The 17,549-nt window shown below is 40.1% G+C and carries 11 protein-coding genes; 6 read left to right on the forward strand and 5 right to left on the reverse strand.

What is annotated here, in order from left to right:
• Positions 1 to 339: 339 nt before the first annotated feature.
• From STRDD10_RS04340 to STRDD10_RS04350, 3 genes are all read right to left on the reverse strand, one after another.
• Entirely contained in the window at positions 340 to 1,110 is a 771-nt protein-coding gene (locus tag STRDD10_RS04340; RefSeq protein ID WP_067193433.1) for a Cof-type HAD-IIB family hydrolase, read from the reverse strand.
• A 941-nt stretch (positions 1,111 to 2,051) separates the two neighbouring features.
• The gene (locus tag STRDD10_RS04345; RefSeq protein WP_067193435.1) at positions 2,052 to 2,966 is read right to left on the reverse strand and encodes an iron chelate uptake ABC transporter family permease subunit; all 915 of its coding nucleotides are present in this window, start codon (positions 2,964 to 2,966) and stop codon (positions 2,052 to 2,054) included.
• Positions 2,967 to 3,160: 194 nt separating this feature from the next.
• Positions 3,161 to 8,341 (reverse strand): ZmpA/ZmpB/ZmpC family metallo-endopeptidase, encoded by a 5,181-nt coding sequence (locus STRDD10_RS04350; protein ID WP_067193436.1) that lies wholly within the window; start codon positions 8,339 to 8,341, stop codon positions 3,161 to 3,163.
• A 292-nt stretch (positions 8,342 to 8,633) separates the two neighbouring features.
• On the opposite strand from STRDD10_RS04350, the gene STRDD10_RS04355 reads away from it, so the two are divergent.
• From STRDD10_RS04355 to STRDD10_RS04375, 5 genes are all read left to right on the forward strand, one after another.
• Positions 8,634 to 9,890, forward strand: a complete 1,257-nt coding sequence (locus tag STRDD10_RS04355) for an ABC transporter permease (RefSeq protein ID WP_067193438.1) — start codon at positions 8,634 to 8,636, stop codon at positions 9,888 to 9,890.
• Positions 9,891 to 9,903: 13 nt separating this feature from the next.
• The gene (locus tag STRDD10_RS04360) at positions 9,904 to 10,545 is read left to right on the forward strand and encodes an ABC transporter ATP-binding protein (protein WP_067193440.1); all 642 of its coding nucleotides are present in this window, start codon (positions 9,904 to 9,906) and stop codon (positions 10,543 to 10,545) included.
• Positions 10,546 to 10,585: 40 nt separating this feature from the next.
• Positions 10,586 to 11,968 (forward strand): FtsX-like permease family protein, encoded by a 1,383-nt coding sequence (locus STRDD10_RS04365; RefSeq protein WP_067193442.1) that lies wholly within the window; start codon positions 10,586 to 10,588, stop codon positions 11,966 to 11,968.
• A 158-nt stretch (positions 11,969 to 12,126) separates the two neighbouring features.
• Positions 12,127 to 12,783, forward strand: coding sequence for a response regulator transcription factor (locus STRDD10_RS04370; RefSeq protein ID WP_067193444.1), 657 nt, complete (start codon positions 12,127 to 12,129; stop codon positions 12,781 to 12,783).
• A complete protein-coding gene (locus STRDD10_RS04375; protein WP_067193445.1) occupies positions 12,780 to 14,108 on the forward strand; it encodes a sensor histidine kinase in 1,329 nt (442 codons plus the stop codon). Before STRDD10_RS04370 ends, STRDD10_RS04375 begins: the two co-directional genes overlap by 4 nt.
• A gap of 86 nt (positions 14,109 to 14,194) precedes the next feature.
• On the opposite strand, the gene STRDD10_RS04380 is transcribed toward STRDD10_RS04375, so the two are convergent.
• Together STRDD10_RS04380 and STRDD10_RS04385 are read right to left on the reverse strand one after the other, a co-directional pair.
• A complete protein-coding gene (locus STRDD10_RS04380) occupies positions 14,195 to 14,854 on the reverse strand; it encodes a putative quinol monooxygenase (RefSeq protein ID WP_067193446.1) in 660 nt (219 codons plus the stop codon).
• A 1-nt stretch (position 14,855) separates the two neighbouring features.
• Positions 14,856 to 15,770, reverse strand: coding sequence for an amidohydrolase family protein (locus STRDD10_RS04385; RefSeq protein WP_067193447.1), 915 nt, complete (start codon positions 15,768 to 15,770; stop codon positions 14,856 to 14,858).
• A 194-nt stretch (positions 15,771 to 15,964) separates the two neighbouring features.
• Between STRDD10_RS04385 and STRDD10_RS04390 the strand changes: the two genes are divergently transcribed.
• Positions 15,965 to 17,428, forward strand: a complete 1,464-nt coding sequence (locus STRDD10_RS04390) for a glycoside hydrolase family 1 protein (protein ID WP_067193449.1) — start codon at positions 15,965 to 15,967, stop codon at positions 17,426 to 17,428.
• The last annotated feature ends 121 nt before the right edge of the window (positions 17,429 to 17,549 follow it).

Consider the following 17,549-nt stretch of genomic DNA (forward strand, 5'->3'; position numbering starts at 1 on the left):
TCATATCAGCATTTAGGGGATCTTTGTTTTCAAAAAACTGTCAAAGATGGGATTATAGCAAAATTCAAACACATATGGGGATTTTCAATTTAGGAGTTTTCGAGCTTTTCCCTCTTGCTCAGCTTAGATAGAATCTACCTATGAACAGCTATTGAAACTTTGCCATCGAAGGAAAAATCATCCTATCTAATCCCAACTTAACTCCCCAAACCACTATCAATACACTTAGCAATTAGATTTTCATTCTAATAATCACCTTCCTCAACTGCTCTAAATTAGAAGAATTCCTAAGATACAAATGTTTAAATACAGATGTTTAGGAAGAGCTAAAGACAATCACTAAACCAATCCGAGCTCTTGCAAAGCCACTGGAATCCCTCCCTGATCATTTGTCAAGGTTACTCTATCAGCCATTTCTTTTACTTCTTTCTTAGCATTTCCCATTGCTATTGATCTATCTACTACCGAAAACATCGAAAGATCGTTCAGTCCGTCACCAAAAGCAACCGTTGGTCCTGCTAAATCCAAAATTTCCATCAAATGCCGTATACCAGTACCTTTGTCCCATCCTTTTGGTGTAACATCGAGGGAATAGGGGCTATTTCGTGCAAAGGTCAACTGTGGCAGATTATCCATATAAAACTGATCTAAAGATGAATCACTGCTAAAAAGGAGCAACATCTGACAATTGGCACGACTAGCTATACTATCTCCTAGCTGTGGTAAAGATTGATGGAAATGCTTAAAATTTTGCTTCATCGTCCGGCTATGACACTCTACCTTAATAGCACCATCAGAGTAATAGCCTAATTCATGTCCTTTTCGACTGCTTAATCCCTTTAACTTTGCGACTAATTCTACTGCCACATGTCCTTGAAAAATCAGCTCATTATTGTGGACTAACTCCATACCATTCAGCAAAATCGCAGTCTCAATCCCCGCATCTGCCATAATACTCCCTAACTCTCCTCTTCCACGACCTGTACAGACAACAGGCAGGTGCCCATTTCCCTTTAATTGTTGGATGGCTTGACGAGTTTCATTCGTTACCTTCCCTTGACTGTCCACCAGCGTACCATCAATGTCGAAAAAGACAATGAAATGAGTCATGATACTATACTCCCTTTAATATCTTATTTATAAATCATTGTGATGAGAGAAATTGAGAAGAATCTCCTCTACAATTCTAAACATCATCTTTCATTTAAAATCGTAAATAACATTTCATTCTGATTGGTTTACTTCATATAAATCAGAATCTAAACTTTTCCACTAAATCCAAAAAGAAAAGGCTGAAATAAGCGTTTTTTCCCTTCTATATGAAAAATTTCGTTCCCACTCTCACTATACCCTATCCTATCACGACTTGAAAAGAGAAACAACTATTTTTATGTGCTGCACCAAAATGAAGCAAAGAAGCATTAAAAAATAGAAATACACTGGTCCTCTATCACTAATATTTCGTAGTCTACTATCTAGTAGAATCTCTGGTTTCAAGCCATTTTAAAATACAGAAAAAGCCACCGTATTCGGTGACTTCTATGGGAGATTATTATGAAAAAGTTTAGGATTTTTCCTGGTCGTCATTCGACAACCACATCAAATAAAGTTTAGGAGGTCTTTACTTGATAAAACTATTATACACTATTTCTTTTAAAATTACCATAAAATAAGCTTAAAGTTTTCATTTTTTATCGATTTTTTTAAGACCTAGATAACACTTGCTCTAAGAATCTTGTTGCCGACCGCAGTCGTGCCTAACAAGACAAAGGAATCACTTTTCACCCCGTTTTTTACTTTCCAAAACAAAAATGGGGTGGGAAAGAACTCCAACCAATAAAGAGAGTTCGTTTTCCCACCCCCTCACAGTTTAAACTATCTAGAAGACTGTTTGAGGTTGTAGATAAAAGAAGTCTTGTTTCCATCATTATTAAAAGTAAACTAAGATACCAATCAACCACTGTATTATGCCGTTTTTACTACCGCATATCTATGGTTGGACACTTTTTGACTTGCTTCAGAATTTTCGAGCCAAGAATCCTACTGTCTTCTTAGTTTCCAGCGTATTTCGCGACTTCTTCAAACATGAGTTTGGTAGATTCTAGGCCGCCACCAGAAAGGTACCACAAATCTGGTGTTAAGGTCACGATTTTCTTGTTCTTTCCAGCATTGGTTGCTTGGAGGAGGCTGTTGTTAAGAATGTCGGAATTTTGGGTATCATCGCCACCAATCGCCAAGGTCCGGTCTACGACAAAAATCAAATCTGGGTTGACCTGGCTAACACTTTCAAAACTGAGGGAAGAACCGTGATTCCCGCCTCCTTTTTTCCCAGAGCTGGCTTCTTCGCCCAGGGACATAATCGAGAAGGACTCCGAATAGAGCCAGATCCCTAAAAAGACCAGAAGCGTCAAGAAAAGCCACTCATACTGATTGCGTTGAATCATGGAAAAGGAGCCCTGACTCCAGGAAGTCATGGATTGGATAAGGTGAAAGCGATAAGCCAAGGCCTGCCCCAAGGCACCGATAATCCCGCTGTAAATCATCCCCACCAAGGGCAACATCCATTTTTCCTTAAATTGCATCCGTCTCAACACCAGCAAGAAGACTCCCGTAAAGAGCAGAGCCGAGCAAAAGGCCAAACTCATCTTCTGGAACAATGTGGCTTTGGTAAAGAGGAAAAGGGAGACCAAGATTCCTAACTGAGAGGCTTCTGTCGTTCCTGTTGTAGAAGGTGCGGCATAAGGGTTTTGGGTAATCGTCTGCATGAGTAAACCTGCTAAACTAATCACCCCACTGGTCATCACAATGGCCAAGGTCCTTGGGAGACGGGACTCCACAAAGAGTTGCCGTGCTTGACTTTCTCCACGAAAGAGTGCCTGCCAGCCAAAGGCATCGTTGGGGCCAATAGACAGTGATAATAGAACCAATCCCACCGTCACAAAGCACCCTATCCACCGCTTGTTCATCTCTTCCCCTTTCTTCTCTAGTAATAGCCTAACAAAAAAGAAGGGGGAAGTCAAATTTTTTCTTAAAATTGTCTGAAAATTTAATCAAAACTCTCCTCCCTATATTAGTCATTTCTGCTCTAATAAAACTTTTTCACGCCCTTCAAGGAAAATTCCCATGTGGATCCACCACACGGGAATTAATTCTATAATGATTATTTCTGATGTTGGAAAATAGAAGATCTAAAGTCATCCGTCTTGTCTAAGTAGGCTTTAAAGACAGCCTTTTTCAACTTGTGGACAGCACTACTGTACTCAGGCATCTCATTAACCCCATCATCCACTTCTAAGTCCTTACGAACAGCTTCATCCATTAATTTCTGCAGTTCATCTATCCTAGTAATGGTTTTGGTAACATTTTTATACCATGGTTCTTTAGGGTCGACGAATGTCACCTTGTTTAAATAAGGGAATTGAAGTATCCGTTCTTGATACATCGCTTTTTTAAAAGCAACCCAAGATGGATACTGACCTTGAAATACTTTTTCAAGGACCAGATCATCTGTAACCAACCCTTTTGTCACACCATAAGAAGTGATAACCTTTCCTCTTTCCCTCGCCTCTTTTTCAAACTGGTTAGAGATATAAGGAACCATCCCATCCTGAAAGCCTTTTGCTGCCAAGAGTTCATAAGCAATTCTGCGTCCCATCAAATCACCTGGAGTTCCTTTTTCACTGCTTAAAGCCGCATAAATCGGAGAAAATAGCTGAATTGTATAATAGCCATTTCTAGCATAAGTGCCTTCTGTGTAACTTCGAGCTGAGAGAATATTCTCCTCAATCAACTGATGAAATGAAGTCAAACGTTCTGCCTCAGCAAGCGACAATCTTCTAACAACATTTGTAGCATAGATACTATTGCCATCACGATCGGGAAGATACTGATTCTCAATCTTACGAAGGACTCGGAGTTTTTCGTTTGCCGTCAATTTCACAACTGACTGTCCTTCTAGGTATTCGAGCAGATAAATCACATCAAACAGATTATGGAGATAAGTCCTCAAGTCTTCTGAACTTTGGAAGCGTTCCGTTGGGTCCAGTACCTGCAAACGAATTTTTTCTGCCCCATCTGCTTTGTTGTACTTCAAAATCGAATTAATCGTAATGGTCGCATCATCTGGATGATCTGGAGCCTGAAGAAGGCCTTTTGCAAAGAACTCAGGCCCCAATCCACTTCGTCTACCATAGCCACCCAAATAAATATCACCATCCGAATCATGTGTCATCTCATGAGTATAGGTAACAGCTCCATCTTTGTCTAGCATGCGATAAGACATAAAGTAGACTGCATCCCCTGTCGCATAGGCTCCGTGTTCATTATGCATCACATCATTACCAACTGGACCAAAGAAATGCTTCATGGCTGGATTAGAATCATAAAGATTGGCTACTTTTGTTGGCTTTCCGAGCTCATTATCTGTCCCAAACTGATAAGCATCATATAGTAAAATGTTTCTAAATAATTTCTTACGGTTTGTTTCATCCAGTAGTTTATACCAATAATCATAGTGATCCCGATGGCGTTTAGCCGTCTCACGCACATTGTCTTCTACGAAATGATTCAGTTCATCTCCTGCTCTATGATGGCTATCTCTATACCGATCATAAGCACCAAATCCAAGACTTGAAATAGTAGCCACCACAAAAACAGACTTTTCAGGCAACGTTAATAGGGGTAAGACCATATTTTGATAGTTCCAATTTTTACTTGTCAGTCTGTCATATACCCCAATAGAGTAGATTGAATTTGCTTGACTTTGTTTTTCTCTTACTTCAGGGATAGTTGATTTTTCTTCCACTATAAAAGCCTTTGTTTGACTTTTAAACCAGTCATTATTGGTTTGAGTTGGTAAAAATACCTTTCGATACCCTTCTAACGCAGTAAATAAGTCCTTTCGACCAAATTTCTTAGCTAAACTGCCAGCAAAGGTTGCGACATTCTGTTTCGCCACCAGATTTGCATAGCCGGACTGACCCAACTCTATGATGGTGTCAAGCGGTGAAACCGCACTATTTCCAAAGAAATCCATATGGTAAAGAACTAAATCTTTGGCACTGACATCACCATAATAAAAGTTGTACCAACGTTCCAAATAGGCCAAACCTAGTAAGAATGCCTCCTTGTGATTTCGAATCTTGTTGATAATCGCATCATTGATTGCTTGACTTTGGTGAAGCAGTACGGCATCTGACGAGAGTAGTTTTTTCAGTGTCTCCTCCAAACTATCTTGTGTCTTCGTAAACTGCTCCTCTAGATACAGATCCCGTTGCTGATTAGCTGATGAAATCCCCAAGACTTTTCGAATACCTTCGGATTGATAGGCAATCGCTTGTAATTCTGGTAAAACAGCTTGAACAATCGGACTACTATCTATCAAAAATTGATTAGGAGTGTACAACAGTCCTGTTTTTCCTACACTGTATTCCGGTAGCCCCTCAAAGTCAGATCGATAACTAATCTCTAGTTTTTCAGATGAGGCATCCTGATAATGCAATAATAATGTATCAGCACTCTGTTTATCGGAGGCAAGATCAGTAATAATTTCACTCCCTTTCATCATTACAAGAGAGAGGAGTTCTTTTTGATAAAGGTTACTATCCTCGCCAACTAGATTTCCATAAGCTACAATCGTTTCCTTATTATAAAAAGGAAGCATTTTTTCAATATTTCTATAAGCTACCTCTCTTTTAGCTTGATAGGTCGCCACTGCCGTAAAATCACTTTCTTTATGAATTCGATTCAGAAGAGGTTCCACTCTCGTCCTCACTTTAGGAACAAGGACTACTTTTTTCTCTTCGATTTGGTCATCTTTTATCACGATTCCATGGTCATTTACTGTAGAACGCTCCGATTGAGGAGTTTGATAAGTTTCCGTTACTTTCATTCCCGTAAACGAATACCCACTGATCGAGCCTCCATTTTGAACAACAACATCACTAAGAACACGAGATAAGGTACCAGAATGTTGCTCTTTATTAGAAAACACATCCCAAAGAGATCCTACTAAACCACCAACTCTAGCATACGGCTGACTGTTATTGATTTTTCCTTGTGCGTAACTACTTCTGATTGCTGCATCTTGTGCTACAAGTCCAGCTAGACCGCCGACTACTTGATCTGATTTTGTAGCATTTGTGGAAAGGATGATGTTTGCTCTAGATGTAACTATTTCTGCCTGCTTGCCTATTATTTGACCGGCTAAACCACCAATTTCATAACTAGCATTTGTTTCCACTTGGTTTGTTAGGTTTCCTTCAAAACTACTATTTGTAATCCTAGAATTTTCTACTTTCCAGGCTAGACCACCTAGCCCACGCTCTCCCATCAGTTCACCAACCACATGAACATTTTGAATATGACTAGAGTGTTTTATCTCATTTGCAAGTGCACCAACATTCTCTTTTGATGATATCATGACATGATCCAAGGTAAGATTTTCTACCGTAGCTCCATCTAAAATGCTAAACAAGGGCTTAGTCAAATGATCGATAGCATAACTCTTCCCGTCCTTTTCTCCAATCAATTTTCCAGTAAAAGGGGTAGAAATGTAGCTTGTGGCTTTTTCAGGCAATGCGACCTCGAGAGCATTTAAACTAGCCCCAAGATAATAAGTCCCATTTGGATTCTTTTCTATGGCCTCTACCAGATTGGCAAATGAAGTGAAGACTTTTTTCTCACCTTTTATTCTTTTGCCTATATAAAATGTAACTGGGTTTCCAGAGTCTCCTATTGTGTCATGGTTAGCAGTCTCCAGATACGCAGTGATTTTATATGCCGCTTGACCATTTTTTTCACTTTCAACAATTGATGAAACAGGTATCACTCTATCTTTCCATTTAGAGGATTTTATTTTGATAAAATAATTCTCTGTATCACTTGGGAAATGATCCAACAGAAATTCTTGTTTGTATTCTCCGTCTGATACTCGGTATAATTCTATATCAGAGATACTCCTAACTTCTAAGGTTTTCTTAAGATTTTGTTGCTTTTCAATAGGATCTCCCTGACTGGCAAACTCATCACTTCCATCTCCCTTATAAACTTCTAGAGAAGGACGTTCTTCAGGTGCTACGATGGAACCGGATTGAGGGCCATTGTATTCTGGTAACTCATCTTGAACTGCAGGGGCTACAACGGAACCGAATTGAGGACCGCTGTACTCTGGTAAGGAATCTTGAACTGCGGGGGCTACGATGGAGCCGGATTGAGGGCCACTGTATTCTGGTAACTCATCTTGAACTTCAGGTGCTACGATGGAGCCGGATTGAGGGCCACTGTATTCTGGTAACTCATCTTGAACTGCAGGTGTTACAATGGAGCCGGATTGAGGGCCACTGTATTCTGGTAAGGAATCTTGAACTGCAGGGGCTACAATGGAGCCGGATTGAGGACCACTGTACTCTGGTAAGGCGTCTTGAACTGCAGGGGCTACAATGGAGCCGGATTGAGGACCACTGTACTCTGGTAAGGCGTCTTGAACTGCAGGTGCTACAATAGAGCCGGATTGAGAGTCTGTATCGTCTGGCAATACTGGTTCAATAACTGGCGAAGTCAATTGCGAGTATCCCGGCTGGTCACTATTGTTATTTCCCTTTTTTATCTCCTTATCATCAGTTTTGGATAGGGGAGTTTCAAACTGGCCAGAGAGAATTCCTTTCGCTATTTGAGGTAAAATTCTTTTGATTCCTTTTTTCACCTCACTTTCCCATTGAGATGATTCAATTGAATCCCTAGTAGTTTTATCTAAACTGCTATTCTCGATACCATTCTTTATATAACCAATATAACTGTAGCCTGCTATAGATTGAGGAAGGGGTAGCTTTTCTCCACTGACAAGCTGATAATTCGTATTAAAATCAAAGAATTGCTTGTTTTCTAATGCACTGACTGTCAGAATCAGACCTCCTCCAAGACCAGTAGAGAGTAGCAAGGTCAAAAAGAGTTTCCGTTTTACTCTTCCCTTTGATATCAGCAAAATAAGAATGCTTGTCGTAGCCAAAACACTACCAAATAAGAATGGGGTTCCATTACTTACGCCACCTGTATGAGGTAGCGTCTCGGTTCCTGTTTTAGAATCCATTTGATAAACAAGATAATAAATACTATCCTCCTCTGCTACCCTTGGAATATCACTCACAATCAATTCCTTTTCTGAGGAACTCAACTCCGCATCAGTAACATATTTATACTGAATCCTTATATTTTCTTGTGCCTGAACAGGTTCATTTCCTGAAATCGCTACAATAAACAAACTTGAAATCGTAGCTGAAACAAGCCCTATGCTTAATTTTCTTAAGGAAAAACGACTTTGTTTATCTCCAAAATATGGTTTCATATCTTAACCTCTCACTTGTTTATTACTTCTCAAATTTAGTAGTCCTAGATGAAAATGGACTGTTACAACATCCATATTTTCTAAGAACTCATCCTAAATCCAACAAAAAATCCTACATTTTCTGGGGTCTCTGATTTAGAAGTAAACTAATTCCTAATATTCATTATAACATTATACTCTCGAATCTTCAAAAAATCTAGGAAAACGTCATCATTTTTTTACTTATATATCCTTATTTCATCACTACTTCACATTTCTGGTTTATACTCATCTTATAAAACGGAGGTAGCTTATGAATCCAATTCACAGAGCTTGGGCTTATATTAGCCGAAAGCGAATGAGAAGTCTTATTTTATTCCTGATTTTAACTCTTTTATTAACCAGTATGGCGATATGTTTGACCATCCTAGATCAAAACCACCTACTAAAAAAACAGCTTGTTCACTCCCTTAATACATCCTTTACGATAAAAAAAATAGAGAAAGGAGTAACTTTCCCTTTAGATGAAGTAAAAAACATTCGCTCGATTAAAGGAATTTCCCAGCTAGCACCAGAGCTGGAGACAAATGTGACCCTACTCAATCATCAGGTAGTAGCAGGACAACAATATATCCAGAGAGAGGACCTCGATATAGCAAACCAGCAATTACTAAATTTAAAGGCTTTAAACGACTCGGACAAAGACCCTATCTTTAGAAGTACTGCCTTTACTCTAATAGCTGGACGTCATCTCAATAAAGATGACAGACACAAAATTCTCATCCATCAGGAATTAGCAAAAAAAAATGGATTAACTTTACATGATACACTGAAGCTAGTTTCTTCTCAGACAAACAAGGCGACCAACAAGCCCATTAACTATGAAATTATCGGTATTTTTACAGGAAAAAAGGAAGAAGAGTTTACAGGTTTATCCTCAGATTTTAGTGAAAATACCGTATTTAGCGACTATAACTCCAGCCAGAAACTCCTTGGAGAACAAAAACCACTGATCACTAGTGCCCACTTTTATCTTGAACATCCCGAACAAATGAGTAGCATTTTAGAACAAGTTAACCAGTTGAACCTCTCTCAACAAGGATTTCAAGTCGAAAAAAATGATAAGGAATTCACTCAAATCAAAGATAGCCTTTCTGCTAGTCAGTCTTTTTTACAACTGTTTCTCATAGGAATTATCATTACAGGCGGAGGGACTCTACTCTTAGTGTTATCTCTTTGGATGCGAGAACGTGTCTATGAGGTGGGAATTCTTTTGTCTCTCGGAAAATCCAAGACTAATATCTTAAGTCAATTTAGCTTCGAAATCGTTCTTTTATCGCTGTTTAGTCTACCACTGGCTCTTGGCATCGTGAATCTTTCTAGTCCTGCTATATTGGATACCGTTTTTACAAAAGGCCAAATCCTATTTACTGGCCAGCAAGAAGGCAGTTTCCCATCTTTTCTGCATGCTTATTGTCTGTTACTCATTTTATCAGCTCTGACTCTAAGCCTATCCTTTCTCATCTTTTTTTGGAAAAATCCTAGATCACTCTTAACAACTATTCGATAATAAAGGAGAAACTATGACTATATTAGAATTACAAAACGTAACCTATCGCTACCAACATACTGCCGAAGCAGTTTTATACCAGATTCATTACCCATTTGAAACTGGTACATTTTATAGTATTATCGGAGAGTCCGGTTCAGGAAAGTCAACTCTACTATCTTTACTTGCTGGCTTAGATACTCCTGTTGAGGGATCCATCTTATTTGATGGCACCGATATCCGAGAAAAAGGCTATTCTCATCACCGAAAAGAACAAATTTCTCTCGTTTTTCAACATTATAACCTGATCGATTATCTATCCCCACTGGAAAATATTCGCTTAGTTCATAAAAAAGCAGATAAACAGGTCCTCCTAGACTTGGGGTTAAAAGAAAATCAAATCAAACGCAATGTCCTGCAATTATCAGGTGGGCAACAACAACGAGTAGCTCTAGCTCGTAGCTTGGCCTCAAACACCCCTGTCCTTCTAGCTGATGAACCGACTGGTAATCTAGACCCCAAAACCACTTCAGAAATTGTCGCATTATTACAGCGTCTAGCCCACGATCAGGGAAAATGCGTCATCGTTGTAACTCACAGCAAAGAAGTAGCCCTTGCTTCTGATATTCAGCTGGAATTAAAAAACAAACGATTAATTGAAGTAAATCATCAATAATGAAACTATACTAACTGTTTTTCAACACGAAAGGAGTCCTATGTTACAAAGAGCACTTGCCTATATTCGCAGAAACTATTTCAAATCTCTGGTCATTTTTTTAGTGATTCTCCTAATGTCCAGCATGAGCTTAGTCGGAATAGCCATCAAAGAAGCAACAAATCAAGCATCTAGAGAATCCTTTAAAGAAATCACGAATAGCTTTTCTATGCAAATCAACCGTCGAGTCAACCAAGGAACCCCGCGCGGTGCAGGAAATCTCAAAGGAAACGACATTCAAACGATCATCAATCAAAACAAAGCGATTATTTCTTACATCAAGCGAATCAATACTATTGGAGATTTAACTGGATATGACTTAATCGAAACTCCTGAAACCAAGCAAAATTTGACACCCGATCGTGCTGCACGATTTGGTCATAGCCTCATGTTAACTGGGGTCAATGACTCTTTGAAAGAAGATAAGTTTGTTTCTGGTGTCTACCAACTAGTCGAAGGACAGCATCTTACCGATGGAGATAAAGGACAAATTTTACTTCACAAGGATTTAGCAAGGAAACATGGTTGGAAAGTAGGAGATAAAATCCAACTTTCTTCTAATATTTATGATGCTGATAACCAAAAACAAGCTAAGGTATCTATTGATATCACCATCAAAGGACTGTTTGACGGACACAACCAAGGTTCCGTCACCTACGCTCAAGAACTCTATGAAAATACAGCTATTACTGATATCCAGACAGCTTCTGCCCTCTATGGTTATGACGAACAGACAGCCCTATATGAAGATGCGACTTTCTTTGTTGCAGCAGACAAAAATCTAGACTCTGTTATGAAAAAACTCACCTCTATCCAAAGCATTGACTGGCAGTCTTATAATCTCATCAAAAGTTCATCTAACTACCCAGCCCTCGAAAAATCCATATCAGGTATGTATCGTATGGCCGATTTTCTCTTCTGGGGTGGCTTGATTCTTTCTATTTTACTTCTCCTCTTGTTTTTTGGACTATGGATCAATGCTCGCCGTAAGGAAGTCGGTATCTTCTTATCCATCGGTCTTAAACACCTCTCAATTTGGGGACAGTTCGTCACTGAAGCAATTCTAATCGCTCTACCAGCCCTGATATTAACTTACTCCTTAGCCAATTACACAGCGACTGATATTGGACGCTATCTCTTATCTGACGTAACTACTACGATTGCTAAAGAGACTAGTAAGGCCGTACAAACCTCTAATTTAGGGGGAGGTGCTGAGGTTGATGGTTTCAACAAGACTCTAACGGATTTAGCCATCACAATTGATTTTAGTCAATTTAGTCTAGTCTTTTCCCTCAGTCTTCTCCTTTTAGTTCTTGCAGTGACAATCGCTGCCTATCCACTTCTACGGAAAGAGGCGAAAACTTTGTTATTAGAAAATGAATAGACATTCTATCTATTCCTTATAAAATAAAGTATAATAAAAGTAATCCATAAAAAAATAAAAAACTGCCTGAGTCATCACCTCAATTTTTAACAGAACAATATGCTACTGTAAAGAAATCATCTCTCAATCAAGTGAATGACCATTTTAGAAAGAATTACATGAAGATATTAATTGTCGAAGATGAAACCATCATCCGAGAGGGGATAAGTGATTATTTAAATGACTGTGGTTATGAAACATTGGAGGCTACTAACGGTGTTGAAGCCTTAGACTTGTTTACGAACCATCCTATCGATTTAGTTCTCCTTGATATCCAGCTTCCCAAACTAAACGGACTTTCTGTATTAGAAAAGATTCGTCAAGTCAGTACCGTTCCCATTCTCATCTTGACAGCTTTTCAGGACGAAAACTATAAAATGACAGCTTTTTCTTCCTTAGCAGATGGCTACTTAGAAAAACCTTTTTCACTAGCTCTTCTCAAAATTCGCATGGAAGCCATCCTCAAACGCTACTATAAAAAACAGGAAACTTTTTCCTATAAAGAAGCTCGTGTCAACTTTGAAAGCTATCGTGCCGAACTAAACGATCAAGAGGTTGTGCTTCATGCCAAGGAGTTTGAAATTCTACACTACCTCGTTCAACACGAGGGGCAGGTATTGAGTCGAACCCAAATTCTTGATGCCCTTTGGAAAAATTCGCAAGACGCCCCTTTTGACCGAGTTGTCGATGTCTATATCAAGGAACTTAGAAAAAAATTGAAACTAGACTGCATCCTCACTGTGCGCAATGTCGGTTACAAATTGGAGAGAAAATGAAGCCTTTAGGTCTATTTACGAAAATCTTTATTTCCACCTTTTCGATCTTTTCTATTCTTGTTATCAGCCTCCATCTAGCTATTTATCTCCTCTTCCCAACAACCTATCTAAATAAGGAACAGGAGAATTTAGTAGATCAAGCAACAGCGATTGCCCAGTCATTAGAAGGCAAGCAGCCAGAAACTATCGCTCAAGTACTAGCCCTCTACTCCGAAACCAGTGAAATCAAAGGAAACATCAAGGAGAGGGCGACAAAAAACAACATCGAGATTTTGTCAAAACTTCCAATTAATAAAAAACGTCAAACCACCTCTCTCGTAATCGAAGAAAGAACCATTCATGATCAAGATGGCCAAACTCTGACTCTGCAATTTATCATCTCTATGGATTTGCAAAAATCAGCCCAGGACTTAAGCCTACGTTACCTCCCTTACACACTTGTAACGTCCTTTCTGATATCCCTCCTTATCGCCTATCTCTATGCTCGAATGATTGTGGCACCAATTTTGGAAATCAAACAAATGACTAACCATATGATGAAATTAGACCCAACTGCCCAATTAACAGTTGATTCTCAAGATGAGATTGGACAACTAAAAGAGCAAATCAATCGTCTCTACCATCATCTTCTGACAGCAATTTCTGATATATCCCAGAAAAATACCGCCATTCTCAAATTGGAACGAATGAAAATAGAGTTTTTACGTGGAGCTTCCCATGAGCTCAAGACTCCCCTTGCCAGCCTTCATATTCTCCTTGAAAATATGCTCTACAAGGTCGGTCGTTACAAAGACAGAGATCGCTACCTCGCCCAAGCCAACCAAATCGTAGAACAACTCAGTGGTCATGTGGGGCAGATTCTGACCCTTTCCTCCGTCCAAGATTTGCAAGAAAAAAAAGAGAGAATTTCCTTAGCAGAAAGCATAGAAAACCTCATCCTAGAGTATCACCTCCTTATAAAAGACAAAAAAATCAAGATTCATAATCAGGTTCATCAACTAGAGGCCATGCTTAATCCTAGCATTCTAAATCTCATCCTATCTAACCTTATCAGCAATGCCATCAAACACTCAAAAAACGGTAGTTCTATCTACATTTGTCAGCAAGGAAGCTGGCTGACTATTGAAAACACAGCTGACAACCATGAACTCGAAAGACTTATCAATGTCTTTTCCACAGACACAACCATCCCAAATAAAGGATCGGGTCTAGGACTGTTTATTATTAAAAGCCTACTAGAACATGAAAAACTCCCTTATCACTTAAAAACAACTGAAGATAAAATTGTATTTTGGATTAACTTTGATAACTCAAAAAATAAGTAAATCAACTCCTATACCATAAAAAAGAAGTTGAGATAGATCCTCTGATTGTAAGGCAATCTTGGAGGTCTGTCTCAACTCTTTTTCATTTATCTTTCTAAAAATTTATTCTTTCCCTTTGTAACGGCTATATCATTTAGCAAGTCATGTAATTGTTTCTCTACTAAAAGTTCCTCCGTTTCGATAAGGTAGGTTTGAAAATGTGGGGTCTGTCGATGCCTTTGGTACGCTTCCTCACTAGCATAGATTTCATAAAAATACCAACAAGTTGGCTTTTTCACCTCTCTCATAGCGTACATGGCAAGCACCCCATCTTCCACCGCTAGGGAGGTCTTCATATTTTCTAAGACACTCTTTGTAAAGCCTACAATCCCCTCCTTAGTCGTTTCTACTTTAGCAAATTTAAGACAAAACTCTTCCTTCCCAAGCCACTCTCCTGTGGATAACTTTTCTTCTAGAAAAACAGCTTCTACCTCAAAGGAGTCTTTTCGAAGCAGTTTTCCACCAACCTTGTCCACATAATACTGAAATTGTGGAGAAGCTCTATGGGTTTGATAAGAAACTTCATCTGCATATACTTCAAAAACGATGAATTCTGTGGAAAAGTCCTTAAAACGACTCGCATACATAGCAAGGGTTCCTGTTTCCTGTCTCTGTGAGGTCATGAGGTTATACACACCAGCTTCATGAAAATCATGCACGTCAGCTGGAGCCACACTGAGGTGAAAAAGGTGAACAATAGGTTTCATATCAATCTTTCCTTCCAATGACTACAAGACTATTTTCTGTGAAAATGGCTTTTCTTTCTTTCTCCGATAGTGGTAATTGCTCAATCGCATCGATAATAACTTGGCTAGCTCCTGCAGGTTGAATCCCAAGTGGTGCGTCTGTACCAAAAAGGACCCGATCCACCCCAAAATAATCCACAGTCAACTCAAGTGCCTTCGGGTTTCCTAATATAGCAGTATCCACATAAAACTGGTGAAAATCTCGCTCTTGCTCCTTAGGAAGAATATGCCGGATTCGTTCAGCAAAAAATGGAATCATGGCACCAGCATGGTGAACAATAATTTTTAAGTTTGGAAAATCTCGATAGAGGTCTGCTTGAACGATTTGTAGCATGGCTTGAGTCAGCTCATATTCCCAAGAAAAGACAATATTATTATCTGGCTTTCGGTCATCAAAGATCGGATGAAGCCAAATTGGTAGCCCAAGACGAGAACACGTTTCAAAAACAATACGGAATTCCTCATCTGCAATTGACTTACCCAAGGCTCTAGTAAAAAGTTGAATCCCAACCAAGTGTTCCGATACAGCAATATCTTTTATTATGTTCACCGTTTCTGCTAGGTTGTTCATGGGGACCATAGCAACTCCTGCTAGAAACATATCTTTATTTTCAGAAACAACTCTCTCCAGCTCCTGATTTGCTTGACGGCAAAGGAAAGGAGAACGTTCCGAAGACACATAATCTTCTGGATTAATATTTACATACGAAAGAATTTGTTGGGTTTTTCCATCCCAGAACTCACGTCGCTTACCCATGTCCATCAACAAAGGATTCTGGATAAAAGGAAATAAATCGGCTAATTTAGGCTCAATAGCGAGCATATTGTGGTAGTATTGTGGTAATAATACATGAGCAAAAACATCAATTTTAGGCATGGCTCTCCCCTTTTCCTCTTCATTATATCATAATTTTATCTTGGATTATAAAAAGTAATAAACAGTTATCGGTCATAAACGATTCGATTTGTTCGCAAAACATCATAGAATAGTATCACTATTTTTCCTAATTCTACGAGAAATAGGCGCCGATATCAGTTATAATTGTATCAAACATTAGCGAGGTGATACAGATGACAAAAAAACAATTTCCAAAAGGCTTTCTCTGGGGCGGGGCTACGGCAGCCAACCAGTACGAAGGCGGCTGGGATCTGGGCGGCCGCGGTCCGGCAACATCGGATACCGCCAAGGCAGTTCAGCCTGAAGAACGTCAGAACTTAGAAGGATTTTCAGCGGCGATGACCCGGGAAAAAGTCGAGTTTGCCCTTCATGACAAGGAGGGGCTCTATCCCAAGCGCTGGGGAACGGACTTTTACCACCGCTACAAGGAAGACATTGCCCTCTTTGCGGAAATGGGCTTTAAGACCTTCCGCCTCTCGATTGCCTGGAGCCGGATTTTCCCAAATGGCGATGATGCCCAGCCCAATGAAGAAGGTCTGGCCTTCTATGATGCGGTTTTTGATGAGCTGGGCAAATACGGCATTGAACCCTTGGTGACCCTCTCCCACTATGAAACACCGATTCATCTGGCTTTGGAATACGGCGGCTGGAAAGACCGAAGAGTGATTGCCTTCTTTGAAAAGTACGCCAGGACAGTCTTTGAGCGCTATCAGGACAAGGTCAAATACTGGCTGACTTTTAACGAAATCAATATTATGGGCATTTCGGGCTATGTCGGCGGCGGCCTTCTCTTTGAAGACGGCAAACAGAATTTCCAAGACCTCTATCAGGCGGCCCATCATCAGTTTGTGGCGTCAAGTCTCGCAGTCAAGGCTGCGCGAGAGATCAATCCTCAGTTTCAGGTCGGCATGATGCTGGCCCGTATGCAGGCTTATCCTGCCACCTGCAATCCGCTGGATGTCATGGAAGAGATCAAAAAAGACCATGAAAACCTCTTCTTCTCCGATGTGCAGGTAAGAGGCAAATACCCTGCCTATGCCAAGCGTTTCTTTAAAGAAAAGGGCATTGAGCTGGAGATTGCGGATGGCGACTTGGAGCTGCTGGCTCAATACCCAGTTGATTTCATGTCCTTCAGCTATTATATGAGCTCAATAGCACGGGCCTCAGAAGGCTCCGGCGAAAAGACAGCCGGCAACTTCTCTCTAGGTGAGAAAAATCCTTACCTAGAAGCCTCTGACTGGGGCTGGCAGATTGATCCGGTGGGCCTGCGCATCACACTCAACAACCTCTATGACCGTTATCAGGTACCGCTCTTTGTCGTGGAAAACGGCCTCGGTGCGCTGGACAAGGTAGAAGCAGACGGGTCGATCCATGACAGCTACCGCATCAACTATATGAAAGCCCACATTGAGCAGATGTATGAGGCCATTGAGGACGGAGTGGAGCTCATGGGCTACACGCCTTGGGGCTGTATTGACCTGGTGTCCGCATCGACTTCTGAAATGAGCAAGCGCTATGGCTTCATCTATGTGGATGCGGATGATGAGGGGCATGGGACCTATGACCGCTCCCGCAAGGATTCTTTCTATTGGTATCAGGAAGTCATTGAGAGCAATGGCGCATCTGTGCTAGATTAGCAACATTTTCAAAAGATTAGATCGAAATACAATTAATAGTGAGTCCCTGTTACAATATACTGCCCCAGCTAAAGGTATCATCAGGATGATTGTCAGTTAACCTCAATGTATTTACAAAACT

The sequence above is a fragment of the Streptococcus sp. DD10 genome, assembly GCF_001578805.1.
Taxonomy (GTDB): Bacteria; Bacillota; Bacilli; order Lactobacillales; family Streptococcaceae; genus Streptococcus.